Annotated in this window: 16 protein-coding genes and 1 other RNA gene; 12 read left to right on the top strand and 5 right to left on the bottom strand. The window is 60.0% G+C overall.

The window, feature by feature from the left end:
• Positions 1-40: 40 nt before the first annotated feature.
• Positions 41-1,000, bottom strand: a complete 960-nt coding sequence (locus B0H98_RS09705) for a calcium/sodium antiporter (RefSeq protein WP_106375064.1) — start codon at positions 998-1,000, stop codon at positions 41-43.
• 294 nt (positions 1,001-1,294) lie between these two features.
• Here B0H98_RS09705 and B0H98_RS09700 point away from each other — a divergent pair, with 294 nt between their 5' ends.
• Together B0H98_RS09700 and B0H98_RS09695 are read left to right on the top strand one after the other, a co-directional pair.
• Positions 1,295-2,002 carry a metal-binding protein ZinT gene (locus B0H98_RS09700; RefSeq protein ID WP_106374872.1) on the top strand — a complete coding sequence of 236 codons (708 nt, stop codon included), beginning with the start codon at positions 1,295-1,297 and terminating at the stop codon, positions 2,000-2,002.
• Positions 2,003-2,342: 340 nt separating this feature from the next.
• A complete protein-coding gene (locus tag B0H98_RS09695; protein WP_106374871.1) occupies positions 2,343-3,704 on the top strand; it encodes a GntP family permease in 1,362 nt (453 codons plus the stop codon).
• A 152-nt stretch (positions 3,705-3,856) separates the two neighbouring features.
• Here B0H98_RS09695 and ssrA read toward each other — a convergent pair.
• Together ssrA and smpB are read right to left on the bottom strand one after the other, a co-directional pair.
• Positions 3,857-4,236, bottom strand: a transfer-messenger RNA (tmRNA) gene (ssrA, locus tag B0H98_RS09690).
• A gap of 46 nt (positions 4,237-4,282) precedes the next feature.
• Entirely contained in the window at positions 4,283-4,774 is a 492-nt protein-coding gene (smpB, locus tag B0H98_RS09685) for an SsrA-binding protein SmpB (protein WP_106374870.1), read from the bottom strand.
• 125 nt (positions 4,775-4,899) lie between these two features.
• On the opposite strand from smpB, the gene B0H98_RS09680 reads away from it, so the two are divergent.
• Both B0H98_RS09680 and B0H98_RS09675 read left to right on the top strand, forming a co-directional pair.
• Positions 4,900-5,334, top strand: a complete 435-nt coding sequence (locus B0H98_RS09680) for a type II toxin-antitoxin system RatA family toxin (RefSeq protein ID WP_106374869.1) — start codon at positions 4,900-4,902, stop codon at positions 5,332-5,334.
• Positions 5,324-5,635 carry an RnfH family protein gene (locus tag B0H98_RS09675; RefSeq protein ID WP_106374868.1) on the top strand — a complete coding sequence of 104 codons (312 nt, stop codon included), beginning with the start codon at positions 5,324-5,326 and terminating at the stop codon, positions 5,633-5,635. The genes B0H98_RS09680 and B0H98_RS09675 overlap by 11 nt, the downstream gene beginning before the upstream one ends.
• Positions 5,636-5,637: 2 nt before the next feature.
• On the opposite strand, the gene bamE is transcribed toward B0H98_RS09675, so the two are convergent.
• Positions 5,638-6,108 (bottom strand): outer membrane protein assembly factor BamE, encoded by a 471-nt coding sequence (gene bamE / locus B0H98_RS09670; protein WP_106375063.1) that lies wholly within the window; start codon positions 6,106-6,108, stop codon positions 5,638-5,640.
• Between the two features lie 72 nt (positions 6,109-6,180).
• Here bamE and fur point away from each other — a divergent pair, with 72 nt between their 5' ends.
• Positions 6,181-6,633 carry a ferric iron uptake transcriptional regulator gene (gene fur / locus B0H98_RS09665; protein ID WP_106374867.1) on the top strand — a complete coding sequence of 151 codons (453 nt, stop codon included), beginning with the start codon at positions 6,181-6,183 and terminating at the stop codon, positions 6,631-6,633.
• A 116-nt stretch (positions 6,634-6,749) separates the two neighbouring features.
• Here fur and recN read toward each other — a convergent pair whose 3' ends face one another.
• Positions 6,750-8,423 (bottom strand): DNA repair protein RecN, encoded by a 1,674-nt coding sequence (recN, locus tag B0H98_RS09660; RefSeq protein WP_106374866.1) that lies wholly within the window; start codon positions 8,421-8,423, stop codon positions 6,750-6,752.
• Positions 8,424-8,647: 224 nt separating this feature from the next.
• Between recN and grpE the strand changes: the two genes are divergently transcribed.
• From grpE to B0H98_RS09625, 7 genes are all read left to right on the top strand, one after another.
• The gene (grpE, locus tag B0H98_RS09655; RefSeq protein WP_106374865.1) at positions 8,648-9,277 is read left to right on the top strand and encodes a nucleotide exchange factor GrpE; all 630 of its coding nucleotides are present in this window, start codon (positions 8,648-8,650) and stop codon (positions 9,275-9,277) included.
• A 132-nt stretch (positions 9,278-9,409) separates the two neighbouring features.
• Positions 9,410-11,341 (top strand): molecular chaperone DnaK, encoded by a 1,932-nt coding sequence (dnaK, locus tag B0H98_RS09650; RefSeq protein WP_106374864.1) that lies wholly within the window; start codon positions 9,410-9,412, stop codon positions 11,339-11,341.
• 125 nt (positions 11,342-11,466) lie between these two features.
• Positions 11,467-12,624, top strand: a complete 1,158-nt coding sequence (gene dnaJ, locus B0H98_RS09645) for a molecular chaperone DnaJ (RefSeq protein WP_106374863.1) — start codon at positions 11,467-11,469, stop codon at positions 12,622-12,624.
• Between the two features lie 80 nt (positions 12,625-12,704).
• Positions 12,705-13,604: a DMT family transporter gene (locus tag B0H98_RS09640; RefSeq protein WP_106374862.1), complete on the top strand. Its 900-nt coding sequence runs from the start codon at positions 12,705-12,707 to the stop codon at positions 13,602-13,604.
• A 219-nt stretch (positions 13,605-13,823) separates the two neighbouring features.
• The gene (locus B0H98_RS09635) at positions 13,824-14,585 is read left to right on the top strand and encodes a gluconate 2-dehydrogenase subunit 3 family protein (protein ID WP_106374861.1); all 762 of its coding nucleotides are present in this window, start codon (positions 13,824-13,826) and stop codon (positions 14,583-14,585) included.
• A gap of 8 nt (positions 14,586-14,593) precedes the next feature.
• On the top strand, positions 14,594-16,360 hold the full coding sequence (locus B0H98_RS09630; protein ID WP_106374860.1) for a GMC family oxidoreductase: 1,767 nt from the start codon (positions 14,594-14,596) through the stop codon (positions 16,358-16,360).
• On the top strand, positions 16,357-17,583 hold the full coding sequence (locus B0H98_RS09625) for a cytochrome c (protein ID WP_106374859.1): 1,227 nt from the start codon (positions 16,357-16,359) through the stop codon (positions 17,581-17,583). The genes B0H98_RS09630 and B0H98_RS09625 overlap by 4 nt, the downstream gene beginning before the upstream one ends.
• The last annotated feature ends 35 nt before the right edge of the window (positions 17,584-17,618 follow it).

The following is a 17,618-nucleotide window of genomic DNA, read 5'->3' as shown; positions in this document are numbered from 1 at the left end:
TACCGCAGCGGCGTCGTTACAAGACAACGTGTGCCAGTGCTTAGCTGATAATGGTAAAGCTCGCCGTCAAATAGGCCGCATAGCCTAGCAGCAGCAGCGCTCCTTCACCGCGCGACAGGCGCAGGCCGGTATACAGAAACACCATCAGGATTGCCGAGGCTCCCAGCATCACCCACTGGTCGAACGATGCCATGCGCTCCACCAGCGCAAGCGGCTGAAGGAAGGCCGAAACCCCGAGAATACCCATGATGTTGAAGATATTGCTGCCCAGTATGTTGCCTACCGCCACATCAGCATGGCGACGCAGTGCGGCAATGATCGATACCGCAAGCTCGGGCAGGGAGGTGCCGACGGCGACAATCGTCAGACCAATGACCGCTTCCGAGACGCCCATCGCCTGGGCCACACCCACGGCGCCATAAAGCAGCAACTGGGAGCCGCCGATCAACAGCGCAAGGCCGCCCACCAAGGCCACCACGATCATCAGCGTACTCATGGGCAGTTGGGTGACTTCTTCTGCTTCGGCGGTATGCACGGCGGCCGCGGGGGCGTTGTGGCGGCTTTCGCTCCAGTAGGCCCAGCCAAGATAAACCGTAAGGCCAAGCAGCAACAGCAGGGCATCCAGACGAGCCAGGCTGCCATTCAGGGCCAGCAGGATAAACAGTACCGCCGCCAGGAGCATGACCATGCCATCGCGCTTGAGCGCCTGAGGCTGCACCGTCAGCGGGCAGATCAACGCGCAAAGCCCCAGGATCAATAGAATATTGCCGATATTGCTGCCCACCACGTTGCCGATGGCGATATCCGGCTGCTGATTGATCGCCGCCTGAATGGACACCACCAGCTCCGGCGAGGAAGTACCAAACCCTACAATCACCAGACCGGTAAACAGCGGCGATACGCCCAGGCGTTTTGCTCCCGCCACCGCACCGCGGATCAAGCCCTCACCGCCCAGCGTCAACAGCACAATCCCTGCAAACAAACTCAGCCCATAAAGCAGCATATCCACCCCCACAGCAGCGCCTGCACAATCAGGAGAATCCTGTATTAGCGACTATAGATGTGAGCCTGAAAGATAGCGAGACTAATGCGTTCAACGCAGCGGCCGTCGTATTTCTGTCAGCATTTTGTGAGGAGGTGGGCGTGATGCTGTTGTAAAAGCCCAGTCTGGGATGAACACGTGCCCAGTGAAATATCGATTAAAATCATGTTTGCTTAATGCAATGTTATATCGTAATTTTAAGGGCCGGGAAGCACTTGCCCACTTTACTTGTCAAAAAAGGAACCTGACACCATGGCGCTTTTCTCAAGCAAGCATCTCAGTGCATTTGCCATCAGTTCGCTGGTACTGGCAGGCGCCAGCACTGCCATTGCCGATGACCACGAACACCACGATCATGAACACGGCCACTCGCACGATCATGCCCACGACCACGACCACGACCACGCGCACAGTCACTCCCACGACAGCGATATCTACGCGGGTCATTTCGACGATGATCAGATCGCTGACCGCCCGCTTTCCGACTGGGAAGGTGACTGGCAGTCCGTCTATCCATACCTGGAAGATGGCACGCTGGACGAGGTATTCGAGCACAAGGCAGAGCAGGGCGACAAAACTGCCGAAGAGTACAAGCAGTACTACACCACCGGTTATGAAACCGACGTAGACCGCATCGTGATAGAAGGCAACAGCGTTACGTTCTACGAAAACGGTGAAGAGACGACCGGCGAGTATCGTGCCGACGGTTACGAGATTCTGACTTACGCAGCAGGCAATCGCGGCGTACGGTTTATCTTCGAACTCGAAGATGACGCTGACAATATGCCCCAATATATCCAGTTCAGCGACCACGATATTTACCCGACGGACGCGCATCACTTCCACCTTTACTGGGGCGATGATCGTGCCGCTCTTCTCGAAGAAGTTACCCACTGGCCGACTTACTATCCGTCCGAGCTTGATGGTGATGGAATCGTTGACGAGATGCTCGCTCACTAAACCGACGCGTATCGGCGTGCTTTCACGCCGTCAAGTGTTCCGGCAATCAACAGGGCGCTGGCAGAAATGCCGGCGCCCAGCCCATGGTTCGCAACGGCTGCCTTGAAACGCGGACTCGAGCGCGTACCGAACGGCTGAAGGAGCACGCCAGCTGTGAAGAAGGGGATATGAGCTGCCCGGGTTAAGTGACTTCAAGTCGCAAGCCCTGAATGGTTTTTCATCTTGTAGTGTACGCCCCCTAGCCACTTCGGGTAGGTTATGCCGGCCGCTTGAGCGATCAAGGCGCTGAGCGGAGGGTGATACGCATCACGTTGAATAAGCAACCATTTAGGGGAAAGGCATGGGGTTGGTGTTAATACTGTTGATTGTGGTGGCATTTATCGTACTGGCCACCAGCAAGTGGAAAGTACATCCCTTTCTGGCACTGCTTGGCGCGGCCTTCATTGCTGCCTTTGCGTATCGGCTGCCCATTGATTCGGTGGTCAGCACGATTACCTCCGGGTTTGGGGGTATTCTCGGCTATATCGGTCTGGTAATCGTGCTGGGCACCATCATCGGGGTAATTCTGGAGAAAAGCGGGGCGGCTATTACCATGGCCGATGCCATCATTGCCCGGCTGGGAGACCGCTTCCCCACGCTGACGATGTCGATGATTGGCTATATCGTCTCGATTCCCGTGTTCTGCGATTCCGGCTTCATCATTCTCAATTCGCTCAAGGAGTCGCTGGCCAAGAAGCTGCATACCTCGTCGATCACCATGAGCGTGGCGCTCGCCACCGGCCTTTATGCCACGCATACCTTTGTGCCCCCCACGCCTGGGCCCATTGCTGCGGCTGGCAACCTGGGGCTTGAGTCGAACCTTGGGCTGGTGATTGCAGCGGGTATTCCCATTGCTGCGGTCGCGGCCATCGCCGGTATGCTCTGGGCGAAGCGCTTTGCCCATACTTCCCCGGACGTACACGATACGCCCCAGCACGCTGATGATCAGTGGCAGGATTGGGAGGCGCTCAAGGCAAGCTATGGGCGCCTGCCTGGGCCGATGGCAGCGTTTGCGCCTATCATCGTGCCCATCCTGCTGATCTGTATCGGCACCATTGCCCGCCTTCCGGCCGCGCCTTTCGGCGACGGGGCGGTCATGGACATCCTCAGCCTGCTCGGACAGCCGCTGACGGCTCTGTTGATCGGCCTGCTGCTTTCCTGCACGTTGCTGAAAAGCGATGACAAGGTCGCCGAGTTCAGCGAGCGTATCAGTGAAGGCATTCTGGCGGCGGCGCCCATCTTGCTGATTACCGGTGCCGGGGGCGCTTTTGGTGCTGTGCTCAGCGCCTCGCCACTGGGCGATTACCTGGGCAGTACGCTCTCCACGCTGGGTATCGGTATCCTGATGCCGTTTATCGTTTCGGCGGGGCTGAAGTCAGCTCAAGGCTCGTCCACAGTGGCGCTGGTGACAACCTCCGCACTCGTTGCCCCCATGCTGGATTCGTTAGGGCTGGGCAGCGATATCGGGCGCACGCTCACGGTAATGGCCATTGGCGCCGGCGCCATGACGGTCTCGCATGCCAATGACAGCTTCTTCTGGGTCGTCTCGCGCTTCAGCCGCATGAGCGTAGGGCTTGCCTACCGGGCGCAGACGATGGCAACCCTGGTTCAGGGCGTCACCGCAATGCTGCTGGTGTATGGGCTGTCGCTGGTGCTGTTGTAAGGCGCTGTTTGCTTTAATGCCCTTGGCCGCGCTGCGAAGCGGCCAAGGGCATATAGAACGTCGTTCGATACCGGCTGATTTTATTGTTCGCGGTAGTTTCATATTTCAGAAACAAAAAAAGCACCGCTAGGTGCTTGATTTGTAGGGGTGTCTGGTGGAGGCGGCGGGAATTGAACCCGCGTCCGCCAGCACGCGCCTATTGGCTCTACATGCTTAGATTTCGTCATTTGCTTTAACGTCACTGACTCCGACGATCAGGATTCAGCAACGCGAGCCTTCTAAAGTTTAACGGTTGACGAGAAGACACCACCAACCGCGGTCCTATCAGCTTTAGCTCATATCCCCTCAGTGATGAATAGGCACATCACCTTGGGGCCAGACAAGAAGCTAGCAGGGTTTAAGCTGCCAGCGCGCCTTGAGCGTAGTTTTCGTCATTTGCGACTATTTTTCGTGATGTGGGATTTACGAGATACATCACGCTCTCGGCATGCACCGCAAGGGTTGTCACCGGCGTCGAAACCATGTCGCCCCCTTAACTACAGGCGAGCATTCTAACGTGCTCACAGCAAATTGACCAGTTATGCCTTGTTGTGTTCCCGCATAATTCTACCTTTTTGACGGCTCCAGTCGCGATCCTTCTCCGTGGCGCGCTTGTCGTGTAGCTGTTTACCCGTGACCAGGGCAAGCTCGCACTTCACCTTGTTGCGCTTCCAGTAGAGCTTGAGCGGCACGCAGGTGTGGCCCTTGTCCTGGGTGATCGAGAAGATCTTGGCAATCTCCTTGCGGTGCAGCAGCAGCTTGCGCGTACGCGTTGGGTCGGCAATCTCGTGGGTGCTGGCCGTATTGAGCGGCATGATGTGGCTACCCAGCAGAAACGCTTCGCCGTTGCGCACCAGAATGTAGGTATCGGTAAGCTGGGCCTTGCCCGCGCGCAGGCTTTTGACTTCCCAGCCGGCAAGCGCCAGGCCGGCCTCGAAGACCTCGTTGATATGGTATTCGAACTTTGCCTTCTTGTTCTGGGCAATAACGCTGCTGCTAGGGCCCTTGCTGTTACCTTTCTTAGTGGCCATGGAACCTCATCTATAATCTGTCGGTGGCACCCCCTTCGTTATATGGGGAGGCGTGATACCATTCAAGGTCTGAAAAATGTTTCCCATGATACGCTTTGGGCACTGTGAAGTCAGCGGAGAGGTCAATGCCAACCGTCAATCGTTCCGCCTTGGTGCGGCACACCCCCCAGCAAATGTTCGATCTAGTCAACGATTTCGAACACTACCCCGAATTTTTACCGGGCTGTCGTCGTGCGCGCCTGCTTGAGCATGACGCCGACCACCTGATTGGTGAAATGACGCTGGGTCGTGCGGGGGTGGAGCAGACCATCACCACGCGTAACGACCTGTTTGCCCCGGAGCGGATCGAACTTTCCCTGGTGAAAGGGCCGTTCAAGCGTCTGAAAGGGCGCTGGCTGTTTACTCCGATGGGGGATAACGCCTGCAAGGTGAGCCTGGAGATGGACTTTGAGTTTGCCAGCCGCCTGTTAGGCATGGCGTTTGGCAAGCTGTTCCAGCAGATTGCCGGGCAGCTCGTGGACGCCTTCACCAAGCGCGCTGACGAGCTGTATGGCCCTTAGCACTCTTCGGGTAGAGGTGGCCTTCGCTTTGCCCCACAAGCAGCGCATCGTGGCGCTGGAGGTGCCATCAGGCACAACGGCCCGGCAGGCCGTCGCCCTTGCCGGCCTGCCCGAGCTTTTTCCTGAACTGCCGGAATCGGCGTTCAGCCAGGCGGCACTGGGGATTTTTGGCAAGGCGCTACGCGACCCCGATGCGCATACGCTGCGCGTCGGAGACCGCGTGGAAGTCTATCGCCCGCTGGAGATCGACCCCAAGGCCGCCCGCCTGGAGCGTGCCAAGCGCCAGGCAAGCGGCCAGTAAGGTTACTCGGCGCGAATGACCGGCTGCGGTGCCGGCGCCGTTTCCGGCGCTTGGGTCTGGACGCGCTCGGCAGGTAGCGCGTCCATCGGATCGGCGCCTTCCAGGGCAGGACCCAGGCCGCTATCGCTGCTGACTGGTATATCGCGCGAGAAATTTCCCTGCTGCTGCACGTTGCTCAGCCGCCCTGAGGGGTCGAAGGTGAGTGTTACGCGCCGCTGCTCAACGTCACCATAAGCTTCGTCCAGACGGTAGACGTAATCCCATTGGTTGGAATCAAACGGTGCTTCCATCAGCGGGCGGCCCATGACATAAACGACCTGATCCTGGGTCATGCCCGGCTGCAGCTTGCTGACCATCTGCTCGGTGACCAGGTTGCCCTGGGGGATGTCACGCTTGTAAACACCAACGTAACTACAGCCACTTACTACAGTAAGGGCAACGGAAAGGGTGATGATGCGAGTCAATTTTTGCATTTGAGCCTGTTCTTCACTATCGTGGTTTCGGTCGATCATACCCGACCTAACCTGTTACTGCGAAGAGCAACCATGGCCGATCAGAACCATGAACTGCGCAAAGCCGGGCTGAAAGTGACCCTGCCGCGCGTCAAGATCCTGCAGATTCTCGAAAATGCTTCGGGTCAGCATCACCTTAGCGCAGAAGAAGTGTATAAAACACTGATTGATGCGGGCGAAGATGTTGGCCTGGCAACCGTTTACCGCGTACTGACTCAATTCGAGTCAGCGGGGCTTGTGATTCGTCACAATTTTGACGGTGGCCACGCAGTCTTTGAGATGACCCAAGAAGACCACCACGACCATATGGTGTGTCTGGAAAGCGGTGAAATCATCGAGTTTCTTGATGACATCATCGAGCGGCGCCAGCAAGAGATCGCCGAAGAGCACGGCTATGAGCTTGTCGATCACGCTCTGGTTCTTTACGTGCGCCCCAGCGGGTCGGACGTAACACGCCAGATCAACGTGAGCACCAGCAAGAAATAGGCGCTCAGCCAGCCCGCCTGTTTTAGTCGCTGCCTAAAACCCCCATGCCGCCCCTGTTATCAACAGGAAGCGGCATGGGGGTATTTTGCGTGGCGGTGATTAAGTGGGCGGTAGCGTCAGTGGGGCGGGCGCTGGCTGGCGTGGAGCATTTCGCGGGCGTGGGCCAGCGTCTGGTCGGACAGTGTCACGCCGCCCAGCATGCGGGCAAGCTCGCTGATCCGGCCGCGCTCATCCAGTAATGCCATATGGGTGAGGGTGGTATCGCGCTTGGCGCGCTTTTCGATATGCAGATGCTGGTGGGCCTGTGCGGCCACCTGGGGCAGGTGGGTGACCGTCATCACCTGGCCGTTTTCACCCAGCTTGCGCAGCAGCTGGCCGACAATTTCAGCGGTGGCGCCTGAGATACCCACATCCACTTCGTCAAACACCAGGCTCGGAATGGTGGAGTGGGAGGCGGCTACCACCTGAATGGCCAGGCTGATGCGCGAAAGCTCGCCGCCGGAAGCCACTTTGGTAAGCGGGCGCGCCGGCTGACCCGGGTTGGCGCTGATCAAAAACTGGGCATGATCGAGCCCCTCAGGAGAGGGCGTTTCGCGTGGGGAGAGCGCCACTTCAAAGCGCGCCTTGCCCATGGCCAGAAACGCCAGCTGCTGCTGTACTTCCTTGCCCAGGCGTACGGCAGCCTTCTGGCGGGCTTCGCTGATGCGCTTGGCATCCTGGCGGTAGCGCTCGCGATATTCGGCCACCTGATTGCTCAGCGATTCAAGGTCATCGTCGCTGGCCTCCAGCTGGGCCACTTCACGCTGCAGAGATTCATGCAGGGCGTAAATCTCTTCCGGTGCCACGTGATGCTTGCGCGCCACGCGGTGTACATCCGCCAGGCGGTCTTCCACCCACGCCAGCCGCTCCGGGTCGAGTTCGGTGGTGCTGGCAAGGCGGTGCAGTTCGCCGGAAGCCTCTTCCACCTGAATGCGCGCATCGCGCAGCATGGCCAGCGTATTGGCCAGAGTGCCCTTGTCGCTGCCCGGCAGGGCGCTCAGGTGGGCGTAAGCCTGATTGAGCAGAGAGAGGGCGCCACCTTCATCGCTTTCGCAGCAGTCGGCAGCAAACTGGGTTTCGCGCAGCGTCTCTTCAGCGTGGGCCAGGGTGTGCTGCTCTTCCTCCAGGGTCTTCAGCTCGCCTTCGCCAAGACCCAACTGATCAAGCTCTTCTACCTGGTAGCGCAGCAGCTGGCGCTTGGCTTCAACCTCGCTGCCTTCCTCGCTGAGCTTCTTGAGTCGCCGCCGGGCGTGGCGCCATTCGCGAAAGGTGTCTGCCAGTTCGGTGCGGGCCGCATGCAGGCCGGCGTAATCATCCAAAAGGGCAAGATGCATCTCTTCACGCATCAGCGCCTGATGGGCATGCTGGCCGTGTATCTGAATGAGCTGCTCACCCAGGGATTTCAGGTCGCTGATGGTGGCCGGATGACCGTTGATCCACGCTTTCGAGCGACCGCTTGCGGTCACCACGCGGCGCAGCAGGCACTCATCAAACGGCAGCTCGCGCGACTGCAGCCACTCGATGGCGGCGGGCAGATGCTGAATATCAAAGCGTGCGGAGAGATCGGTGCGCTCGCAGCCGTGGCGGACGCTGCCCGCATCGGCGCGCTCACCCAGGCACAGGCCCAGGGCGCCGAGCAAAATGGATTTGCCCGCGCCTGTTTCCCCGGTAATGGCGGTCATGCCGTGGGTCAGGTCAAGCTCAAGGCGGTCGACAATGGCGTAATCTTGAATCGCTAGCTGAGTAAGCATGATGCCTCCTGAGGCGGTGCGACACAGAAGCTGGATACTTATCCAATAATTGGTGTTTTATACAGTAGTCGATAACTCACTTCAATGCCCCTCTTGAGATGGCTTTTATGGCCCCCATATAGCGTGCATAGGCATCTAATGCTCTTCGGTGAGCTTTTATAGACGACGTTTTACAGATAACGCCGGGCCTGCCAAGGCCCGCCTTCACTTTTCAGGAGCATGGCATGGCAAAAGAACCGCAAACGCCGCTGGATAATGAGTTGGCCCGTCAGGAACAGGAAGCTGAAATTACCGATCAAGACGCCCAGGAGCGCCTTGTCGATGGCGAGCTTGAAGGCTTGGTGAACGACGAAATGCCGCTTGAAGGAAGTCTTGGCAACCCGGAAGCTGACATGCTGGCCGCCCAGGTGGAAGAGCTTGAGCAGAGCCTTTCGGAAGCCAAGGACCAGGCCCTGCGCGCCGCTGCCGAAGCCCAGAACGTGCGCCGCCGCGCCGAGCAGGAAGCTGACAAGGCTCGCAAGTTTGCCCTGGAAAAGTTCGTCAAGGACCTGCTGCCCGTGGTGGATAGCCTGGAGAAGGCCTTGGAATCCATGCAGGACGGCGCCTCGGACGTACACCGTGAAGGCGTTTCCATGACGCTGAAGATGCAGCTCGACGTTCTCAACCGTTTCGGCGTCGAAAGCATCGAACCTCACGGCGAGCCCTTCGACCCGCAGGTGCACGAAGCCATGGCCATGGTGCCCAACCCCGAGCTTGAACCCAATACGGTGATGGACGTGATGCAGAAAGGTTACCTGCTGAACGGCCGTTTGGTTCGCCCGGCAATGGTCGTGGTCAGCCAGAAGGCAAATTAAGCCGATTTTAGTGACGTAAAGCGCAAAAAAGCCCTTGAAAAGTCACCGGCGGCCCCCCAGATAAGGGGCAACCCTGCGGGGAAGCCCGCAAACGTTACAAGTATTGAAACAACTGAATTCGAGGTTTTTGCTATGGGACGTATTATTGGTATTGACCTGGGTACCACCAACTCTTGTGTGGCGGTACTCGATGGTGACAGTGCTAAGGTTATCGAAAATGCCGAAGGTGGCCGTACTACGCCTTCCATTATCGCTTACACCGACGATGGCGAAACCCTGGTAGGCCAGGCGGCCAAGCGCCAGGCGGTTACCAACCCGGAAAACACCCTGTACGCCATCAAGCGTCTGATCGGCCGTCGCTTCAAGGACGACGTCGTTCAAAAAGACATCAAGATGGTGCCGTACAAGATCGCTGAAGCCGACAACGGCGATGCGTGGGTAGAAGTCAAAGGCAAGAAGATGGCACCGCCGCAGGTAAGCGCGGAAGTGCTGAAGAAAATGAAGAAGACCGCCGAAGACTACCTCGGCGAGACCGTAACCGAAGCGGTCATCACCGTACCGGCCTACTTCAACGACAGCCAGCGCCAGGCGACCAAGGACGCCGGCCGTATCGCAGGGCTCGACGTCAAGCGCATCATCAACGAGCCGACTGCAGCGGCCCTAGCCTACGGCATGGACAAGTCGCGCGGCGACAAGACCATCGCGGTTTATGACCTGGGTGGTGGTACGTTCGATATCTCCATCATCGAAGTGGCCGACGTTGAAGGCGAAACTCAGTTTGAAGTGCTCGCCACCAACGGCGACACCTTCCTGGGCGGCGAAGATTTCGACCTGGCGCTGATCAACTACCTGGTCGACCAGTTCAAGGCGGACAGCGGCATCAACCTGTCTGGCGACAACCTGGCCATGCAGCGTCTGAAAGAAGCGGCCGAGAAAGCCAAGATCGAGCTTTCCAGCGCCCAGCAGACCGATGTGAACCTGCCTTACATCACCGCCGACAACACCGGCCCGAAACACCTTAACGTAAAGGTGACGCGTGCCAAGCTTGAGTCGCTGGTCGAAGAGCTGGTTCAGCGCTCGCTCGAGCCTTGCAAGATGGCGCTGAAAGACGCAGGTCTTTCTGCCTCTGAAATCGACGAAGTGATCCTGGTCGGTGGTCAGACCCGCATGCCGATGGTGCAGAAGAAAGCGGCTGACTTCTTCGGCAAGGAAGCGCGTAAAGACGTCAACCCCGACGAAGCGGTGGCCGTAGGTGCTGCGATCCAGGGTGGCGTACTCGGCGGCGACGTGAAAGACGTGCTGCTGCTCGACGTGACCCCGCTGACCCTGGGTATCGAAACCCTGGGTGGCGTGATGACGCCGCTGATCGAGAAGAACACCACCATCCCGACCAAGAAGACGCAAACCTTCTCGACCGCGGATGACAACCAGACGGCCGTGACCATTCACGTCGCCCAAGGTGAGCGTAAACAGGTTGCGCAGAACAAGTCACTGGGTCGTTTCGACCTCAGCGACATTCCGCCGGCACCGCGCGGTGTTCCGCAGATCGAAGTTGCTTTCGATCTCGATGCCAACGGTATCCTGAACGTGTCCGCCAAGGACAAGGCGACTGGCAAAGAGCAGTCGATTGTCATCAAGGCGTCCAGCGGTCTGTCCGATGAAGAGATCGATCAGATGGTGCGCGACGCGGAAGCCCACGCGGACGAGGACAAGAAGTTCGAAGCGCTGGTGCAGCTGCGTAACCAGGCCGACGGCATGATTCACGCCACGCGCAAGACCGTGCAGGAAGCGGGCGACAAAGCGACTGATGAAGAGAAGCAGAACATCGAAACCGCGATCAGCGAGCTGGAAGAAGCGGTCAAGACCGACGATCAGGACAACATCCAGAAGAAACTCGATGCCCTGACCGAAGCGTCCGGCCAGCTGGCCCAGAAGATGTACGCTGAACAGGCAGAAGCCGGCCAGCAGGGTGCTGAAGGCGCTGAAGAAGCCAACACCAAGCAGGACGATGACGTGGTTGACGCCGAGTACGAAGAAGTCAACGACGACAAGAAACAGCAGTAAGATCCTCTTTCTGCCAAGGAAGAAGGTAACGCGGGAGACTCCTCCCGCGTTGCTGTTTCCGCGGTTGAGACCCTAATCAGATGCATGGTCATCGAGTGCATAATTAACCAGGAGGCGTAGGACCCATGTCCAAACGCGATTATTACGAAGTCCTGGGTGTCGATAAAGGGGCCGATCAGAAAGAGATCAAAAAGGCCTACCGCCGCCTGGCGCAGAAATTTCACCCTGATCGAAACCCGGACGATAACACCTCGGCGGAAAAATTCCGCGAAGTGTCAGAAGCCTATGAAGTGCTGAGCGACGGCGAGAAGCGCGCGGCGTATGACCAGTTTGGTCATGCCGGTGTGGACGGCCAGGGCGGCGGCTTCGGCGGCGGCGGTTTTGGTGGGGGTGGCGCTGGCGACTTTAGCGACATCTTCGGCGATGTGTTTGGCGATATTTTCGGTGGCGGCGGTGGTGGCCGGCGGCGCGGTCCCAACGCACCGGCGCGTGGCTCTGACCTGCGCTACAACCTCGAGCTTGATCTGGAAAGCGCAGTGGCGGGTACCACGGTGGATATCCGCGTACCGCGGCATATCAACTGTGACCGCTGCGAAGGCGACGGTGCCGAGCCCGGTTCGACCAAGGAGACCTGCCCAACGTGTCATGGCCATGGCCAGGTGCGCATGCAGCAGGGCTTCTTTGCGGTTCAGCAGACCTGCCCGACCTGCCACGGCAGCGGCCAGCACATCAAGGTACCGTGCCATAAATGTAACGGCGAAGGCCGCGTGCGCGAAACCCGTACGCTGTCGGTGAAGATTCCGCCCGGTGTGGATACCGGTGATCGCATTCGTCTTAACGGCGAAGGTGAAAGCGGCGTCAACGGCGGCCCGGCGGGGGATCTGTACGTACAGGTCGCCATCAAGGCGCACCACATCTTCCAGCGTGACGGCAAGAACCTGCACTGCGACGTGCCGATCAACTTCGTGGATGCCGCCCTCGGTGGCGAGCTTGAAGTGCCCACGCTCGATGGTCGCGTGAAGCTCAAGATCCCGCCGGAAACCCAGACCGGCAAGCTCTTCCGCCTGCGCGGCAAGGGCGTGAAACCGGTTCGCGGCGGCGCCCCGGGCGACCTGCTCTGCAAGGTCGTGATCGAAACCCCGGTCAACCTGGGCGACGAACAGCGCGACCTGCTGCGCAAGTTCCAGGAAAGCCTGGAAGGCAGCAACAGCCACAGCCACTCGCCCAAGAAAACCGGCTTTTTCGACAGCGTGAAGAAGTTCTTTGAAGAGATGAAGCCCTGATCCTGACGCCGTGGTAAACGTTAGGTTCTCTAGACCCTCGGCCCTGGCCGGGGGTTTTTGACGTTTAAGGAACAAGAGTAATGGATAACCTTCAAGACCGGCCTGGGCTTGGCATCTTGCTGCGCATTCTGTCCGGCGTGCTGTTTACCGGCATGCTGGTGTGTATCAAGGCGGTGAGCGATGCGGTGCCGGTAGGGCAGTCGGTGTTCTTCCGTTCGCTGTTTGCGTTGCTGCCGATTGTGGTGTTTCTGATGATTCGCCGAGAGTTTCCGCGCGGGTTGGCTACGCGGCGGCCGCTGGGGCATGCGTTGCGCTCGGGGCTGGGGGCGGCGGCGATGTTTGCCTCCTTTGCTGCGGTGGCACTGCTGCCGGTGGCCGAGGCGACGCTGCTTGCTCAGCTGACCCCGGTGTTCATGGCCGTGGGCGGCGTGCTGCTGCTGGGCGAGAAGTTCTCGTTTTATCGGGCGGGTGCCATTGTGCTGGCGCTTGCGGGCATGGCCGTGCTGGTGCTGCCCGGTCTTGATGCCAGTGCTGAAAGTGGCCAGATGACCGGATATGCGCTGGGTGCGCTAAGTGCGCTGCTAACGGCGGGAGCGCTGCTTACCGTCAGGCGGATTTCGCGCACCGAGACGGCTGCCTCTATCGCCTTTTACTTTATTCTGGTGTCTGCGCTCGCGGGGCTGGCCACACTGCCCCTGGGGTGGGCGGCGCTTGATCCGAAAGCGTTCGGACTCTTGGTGCTCTCAGGGCTATTTGGCGGGGCGGCGCATATCGCCATGACACTGGCGCTGCGCTACGCCGAGGCCTCGCGCCTGGCGCCGTTTGAGTATATTGCGCTGGTCTGGCCGGTGATGGCCGATTGGGTGCTTTTCGGTATTCCCGTATCCGGCGGTTTTGTGCTGGCCCTGCCGCTGATGCTGTCCGGCGTGGCACTGGCAGCTATGGAAGGCCGCCGGTTCAGGCACCTTTTTCAACGATAAGCCGATGGCGGCGCTTCTTCAGCGCCGCCTCGGGGCAGCCCCTCACCTCATTTTTCCCGCCAAATTGCGCTTTAATGTTGCGGCAAGTTGTCACGTCTCCTATGTTTTACATAATAGTTAGCAGGTTACATAGTTTGGCGGTCTGGACGCGCTGACTGTAATGACCCGTTCTGGACGCTCTGTACGCGCCAGCGGGCCAAAATAATCAAGGGAACCGTGATGAAAGAAAAAGACGATGACGCCGCGCCCGGTGGCCTGACGCGAAGGCAGCTGCTGGGCTCTTCGGCGGCCTTGCTGGTGGGCGCTTCAGGTGCCGCCAAGGGGCTGACATTTCAGGGAACGCCGGAGTGGAAGCCCTTCGACAACGTGGCTGTCGAACCCGTTGATACCGATACCGCCTGGCAATTCTTTACCGATGAGGAAGCGGCGACGGTCGAGGCCATCGTCGAGCGCCTGATTCCCGCCGATGATCTGAGCATGAGCGGCAAGGAGGCGGGCTGTGCGGTATTTATCGACCGCCAGCTGGCCGGTGCCTACGGCGGTTATGAGCGCCTCTACATGCATGGCCCCTTTCAGGACGGTACCCCGGAGCAGGGCGACCAGTCCGCCCTGACACCCAAGCAGCGCTACCGCCTGGGGCTGGGGGCGCTCAATGATCACTGCCGCAACGAGCATGGCGCTGTTTTCGCCGAGCTGAGCGAGGAGCAGCGAGATCAGCTGTTGGCCCAGCTGGAGCAAGAGGAGATTCAGCTCGACGATATCGATACGCAGCTGTTCTTCGAGCTGGTGCTCACGAACACCATGGAGGGCTTCTTCGCCGATCCTATCTATGGCGGCAACCGCGATATGGTCTCCTGGAAGATGCTGGGGTTCCCCGGCGCCCGCTACGACTACCGCAACTACGTCGAACGACACAATGAAGACCTGGGATTCGAGCCGGTAAGTATCGGCGGGCGTCCTGACTGGCAAACGCAGGGATAGCAGAGCATATGGCAACCAAACTACCTCCTACCGACGCCGTGGTGGTCGGGCTCGGCTGGGCCGGCGCGATCATCGCCAATCAGCTCGTCGATGCGGGCCTTAAAGTGGTGGGGGTCGAGCGCGGCCCATGGCGCGATACCGCCAAGGATTTCAATATCGCCTCGGTCACCGATGAGCTGCGCTACGCCCAGCGCCAGGAACTGATGCTGCGCACCGCCCAGAACACCATCACCCTGCGCAACAACCCCACGCAAACGGCACTGCCGATGCGTAAGTGGGGGTCGTTCCACCCCGGCAACGGCACCGGCGGCGCGGGCAATCACTGGGCGGGCATCACGTTTCGCTTTCAGCCCGAAGAGTTCCGGCTGAAGAGCCACCTGGAAGAGCGCTACGGCGCGGACTCGATTCCCGACGAGCTCTCCCTGCAGGATTGGGGCACGGACTGGGAAGAGATGGAGCCGCACTACGACGCTTTCGAGAAGATCGCCGGTACCTCCGGCCGGGCGGGGCAGCTGGCAAGCGGCCGGCAGGAGGGCGGTAACCCTTTTGAGGGCACGCGCTCGAGCGACTACCCCACGCCGCCGCTGAAGCAACCCTACTCGCCGACGCTGTTTGCCGAGACGGCCCGGGAAATGGGCTATCAGCCGTTTCCGGTGCCGTCGTCGCTGGTCTCCGAGACCTACACCAATCCGCTCGGCGTCACCATGGGGCCGTGCACCTTCTGCGGCTTCTGTACCAATTACGGCTGCGCCAACTACTCCAAGGCCAGCGCCATCACCACGGTGCTGCCGACGCTGATCCGCAAGGAGAATTTCGAGGCGCGCACCCACTGCGAGGTGCTGAAGGTGACGACCGATTCGGATGGGCGCCGCGCGACCGGCATCGTTTACGTTGACTCCGCCGGGCGCCGCTGGGAGCAGCCCGCCGAGATCGTGATCATCGCCGCGTTCACCTTCGAGAACGTGCGTCTGATGCTTACCTCCAACATCGGCGAGGCCTACGACCCGGCCACGCGCCGCGGCACCACCGGGCGTAACTACGCCTACCAGACCGCCAACAACGTGCAGCTCTTCTTCGATGACAAGAACTTCAACCCGTACATCGGCGCGGGCGCCGTGGGCATGGGCATCGACGAGTTCAACAACGATAACTTCGACCATTCGGGGCTTGGCTTTTTCGGCGGCGGCAGCACTCGGGTCACGCCCATCGGCGCTACGCCGATCAACGCAAGGCCCACGCCGCCCGGTACGCCGCGCTGGGGCTCGAACTGGAAGCGTGCCACGGTGGATAACTACGCCAGCACCATGTCGATTGGCTGCGAGGCGAGCAACTACTCCTCGCCCAACAACTACCTCTCGCTGGACCCGACCTACCGCGACCGGCTGGGCAGGCCGCTTTTGCGCATCACCTTTGATTTTACGCAAAACGACCTGCGCATGGCGCAGTACGTGACCGAGAAGACCGCGGAAATCGCCCGGCGCATGAATCCGCGCCAGATCGTCGCCAATCCGCGCACCGGGCCCTGGGATGGCCGCCCTTATCAGTCTTCTCATGTGGTGGGCGGCTTCGTCATGGGCGCCGATCCGAGCAACAGCTCGGTCAACAAGCATCTGCAGGTGTGGGGTGTGCCCAATCTTTTCGTGGTCGGGGCCTCCGCGTTTCCGCAGAACCCGGGTTACAACCCCACCGGTACGGTGGGGGCGCTGGCCTTCAAGGCCGCCGACGGCATCGTCAACCATTATCTGCGCAACCCCGGGGAGATGATCAGCACATGAAAACGCTCATGGGGGTTACCCTGGCGCTGGTGCCTTTGGCGGGCTGGGCGGCCAGCACCGAATATCAGGACATCGAGCGCGGTCGCTACATCAGCGTGCTGGGGGATTGCGCGGCCTGTCATACCGTCAACGATGACCAGCCGTTTGCCGGCGGCGTTCCGCTGGAGACGCCTTTCGGCACGCTGGTCGCGCCCAATATCACCCCGGATGCGACCACCGGGCTGGGGCGCTGGGACTATGAGGACTTCAAGGCCGCGATGACCGAAGGGGTCGGCAAGGGCGGCTATCATCTCTATCCGGCCATGCCGTACCCTTCCTATACGCTGATGAACGAGGAGGATATCCACGACCTCTGGTCGTTTCTGCAGACGGTGACGCCGGTCGAGAACGCCATTGAGGCCAACCAGCTGCCGTTCCCGTTCAGTATTCGTTCGGTGATGATGGGCTGGAACTGGCTGAACTTCGACGAGCGTAGCTTCGAGCCCGACCCGGAGCAGTCCGACGAGATCAACCGGGGGGCCTACCTGGTCGAGGGCCTGGGACACTGCGGTACCTGCCATACGCCACGCAACTTCATGGGCGGCGCGGGTGGCGACAAGTTTGCCGGGGCCACCATCGAGGGCTGGTACGCGCCCGACATCACGCCGAACGCCCATGTAGGTATCGGGGGCTGGAGCGAGGATGAGCTGGTCGAGTACCTGCAAACCGGCGGCAACCGTTATGGCTTCGCTTCCGGCCCGATGGCCGATGAAGTGCATCACTCTTCCCAGCACTGGACCGAGGATGACCTTTACGCCGTGGCGCGCTACCTGCTCAGCGGTGCAGGTCTTGAGTCGAGCGACTGGGACCACGCGCCGCCAGAGCCGCTGCCTGAAGACAATCCGCAGGTCACTGCCGGCAGCCATATCTACTTTGATCGCTGCTCCGGGTGTCATACGCCCAACGGCGGCGGCGAGGAGGGCATCTTCCCGCAGTTGGCAAGCAACCCCTTGGTGAACGGTGATAACACCACCTCGCTGATTCGGGTCGTGCTGGCCGGCAGTCGCCCGGTGGCCACCGATGCCAAGCCCACGGCTCCCGCCATGCCGTCGTTTGCCTGGAATTTGAACGATGAAGAGATCGCCAGCGTGCTGACGTTCGTGCGCAACAGCTGGGGGAATGCGGCGCCGGCGGTGTCAGCGGGAGAAGTGGCGGATATGCGGGAGGAGCTGCGAGGCGATTGATCGTGATCCCGGCAGGCGAAGGGATCGCCTGCCGG

The sequence above is a fragment of the Vreelandella songnenensis genome (assembly GCF_003002925.1).
GTDB lineage: Bacteria > Pseudomonadota > Gammaproteobacteria > Pseudomonadales > Halomonadaceae > Vreelandella > Vreelandella songnenensis.
Note: the sequence above shows the minus strand (reverse complement) of the source record. Positions and strands in the feature narration are given on the sequence as shown.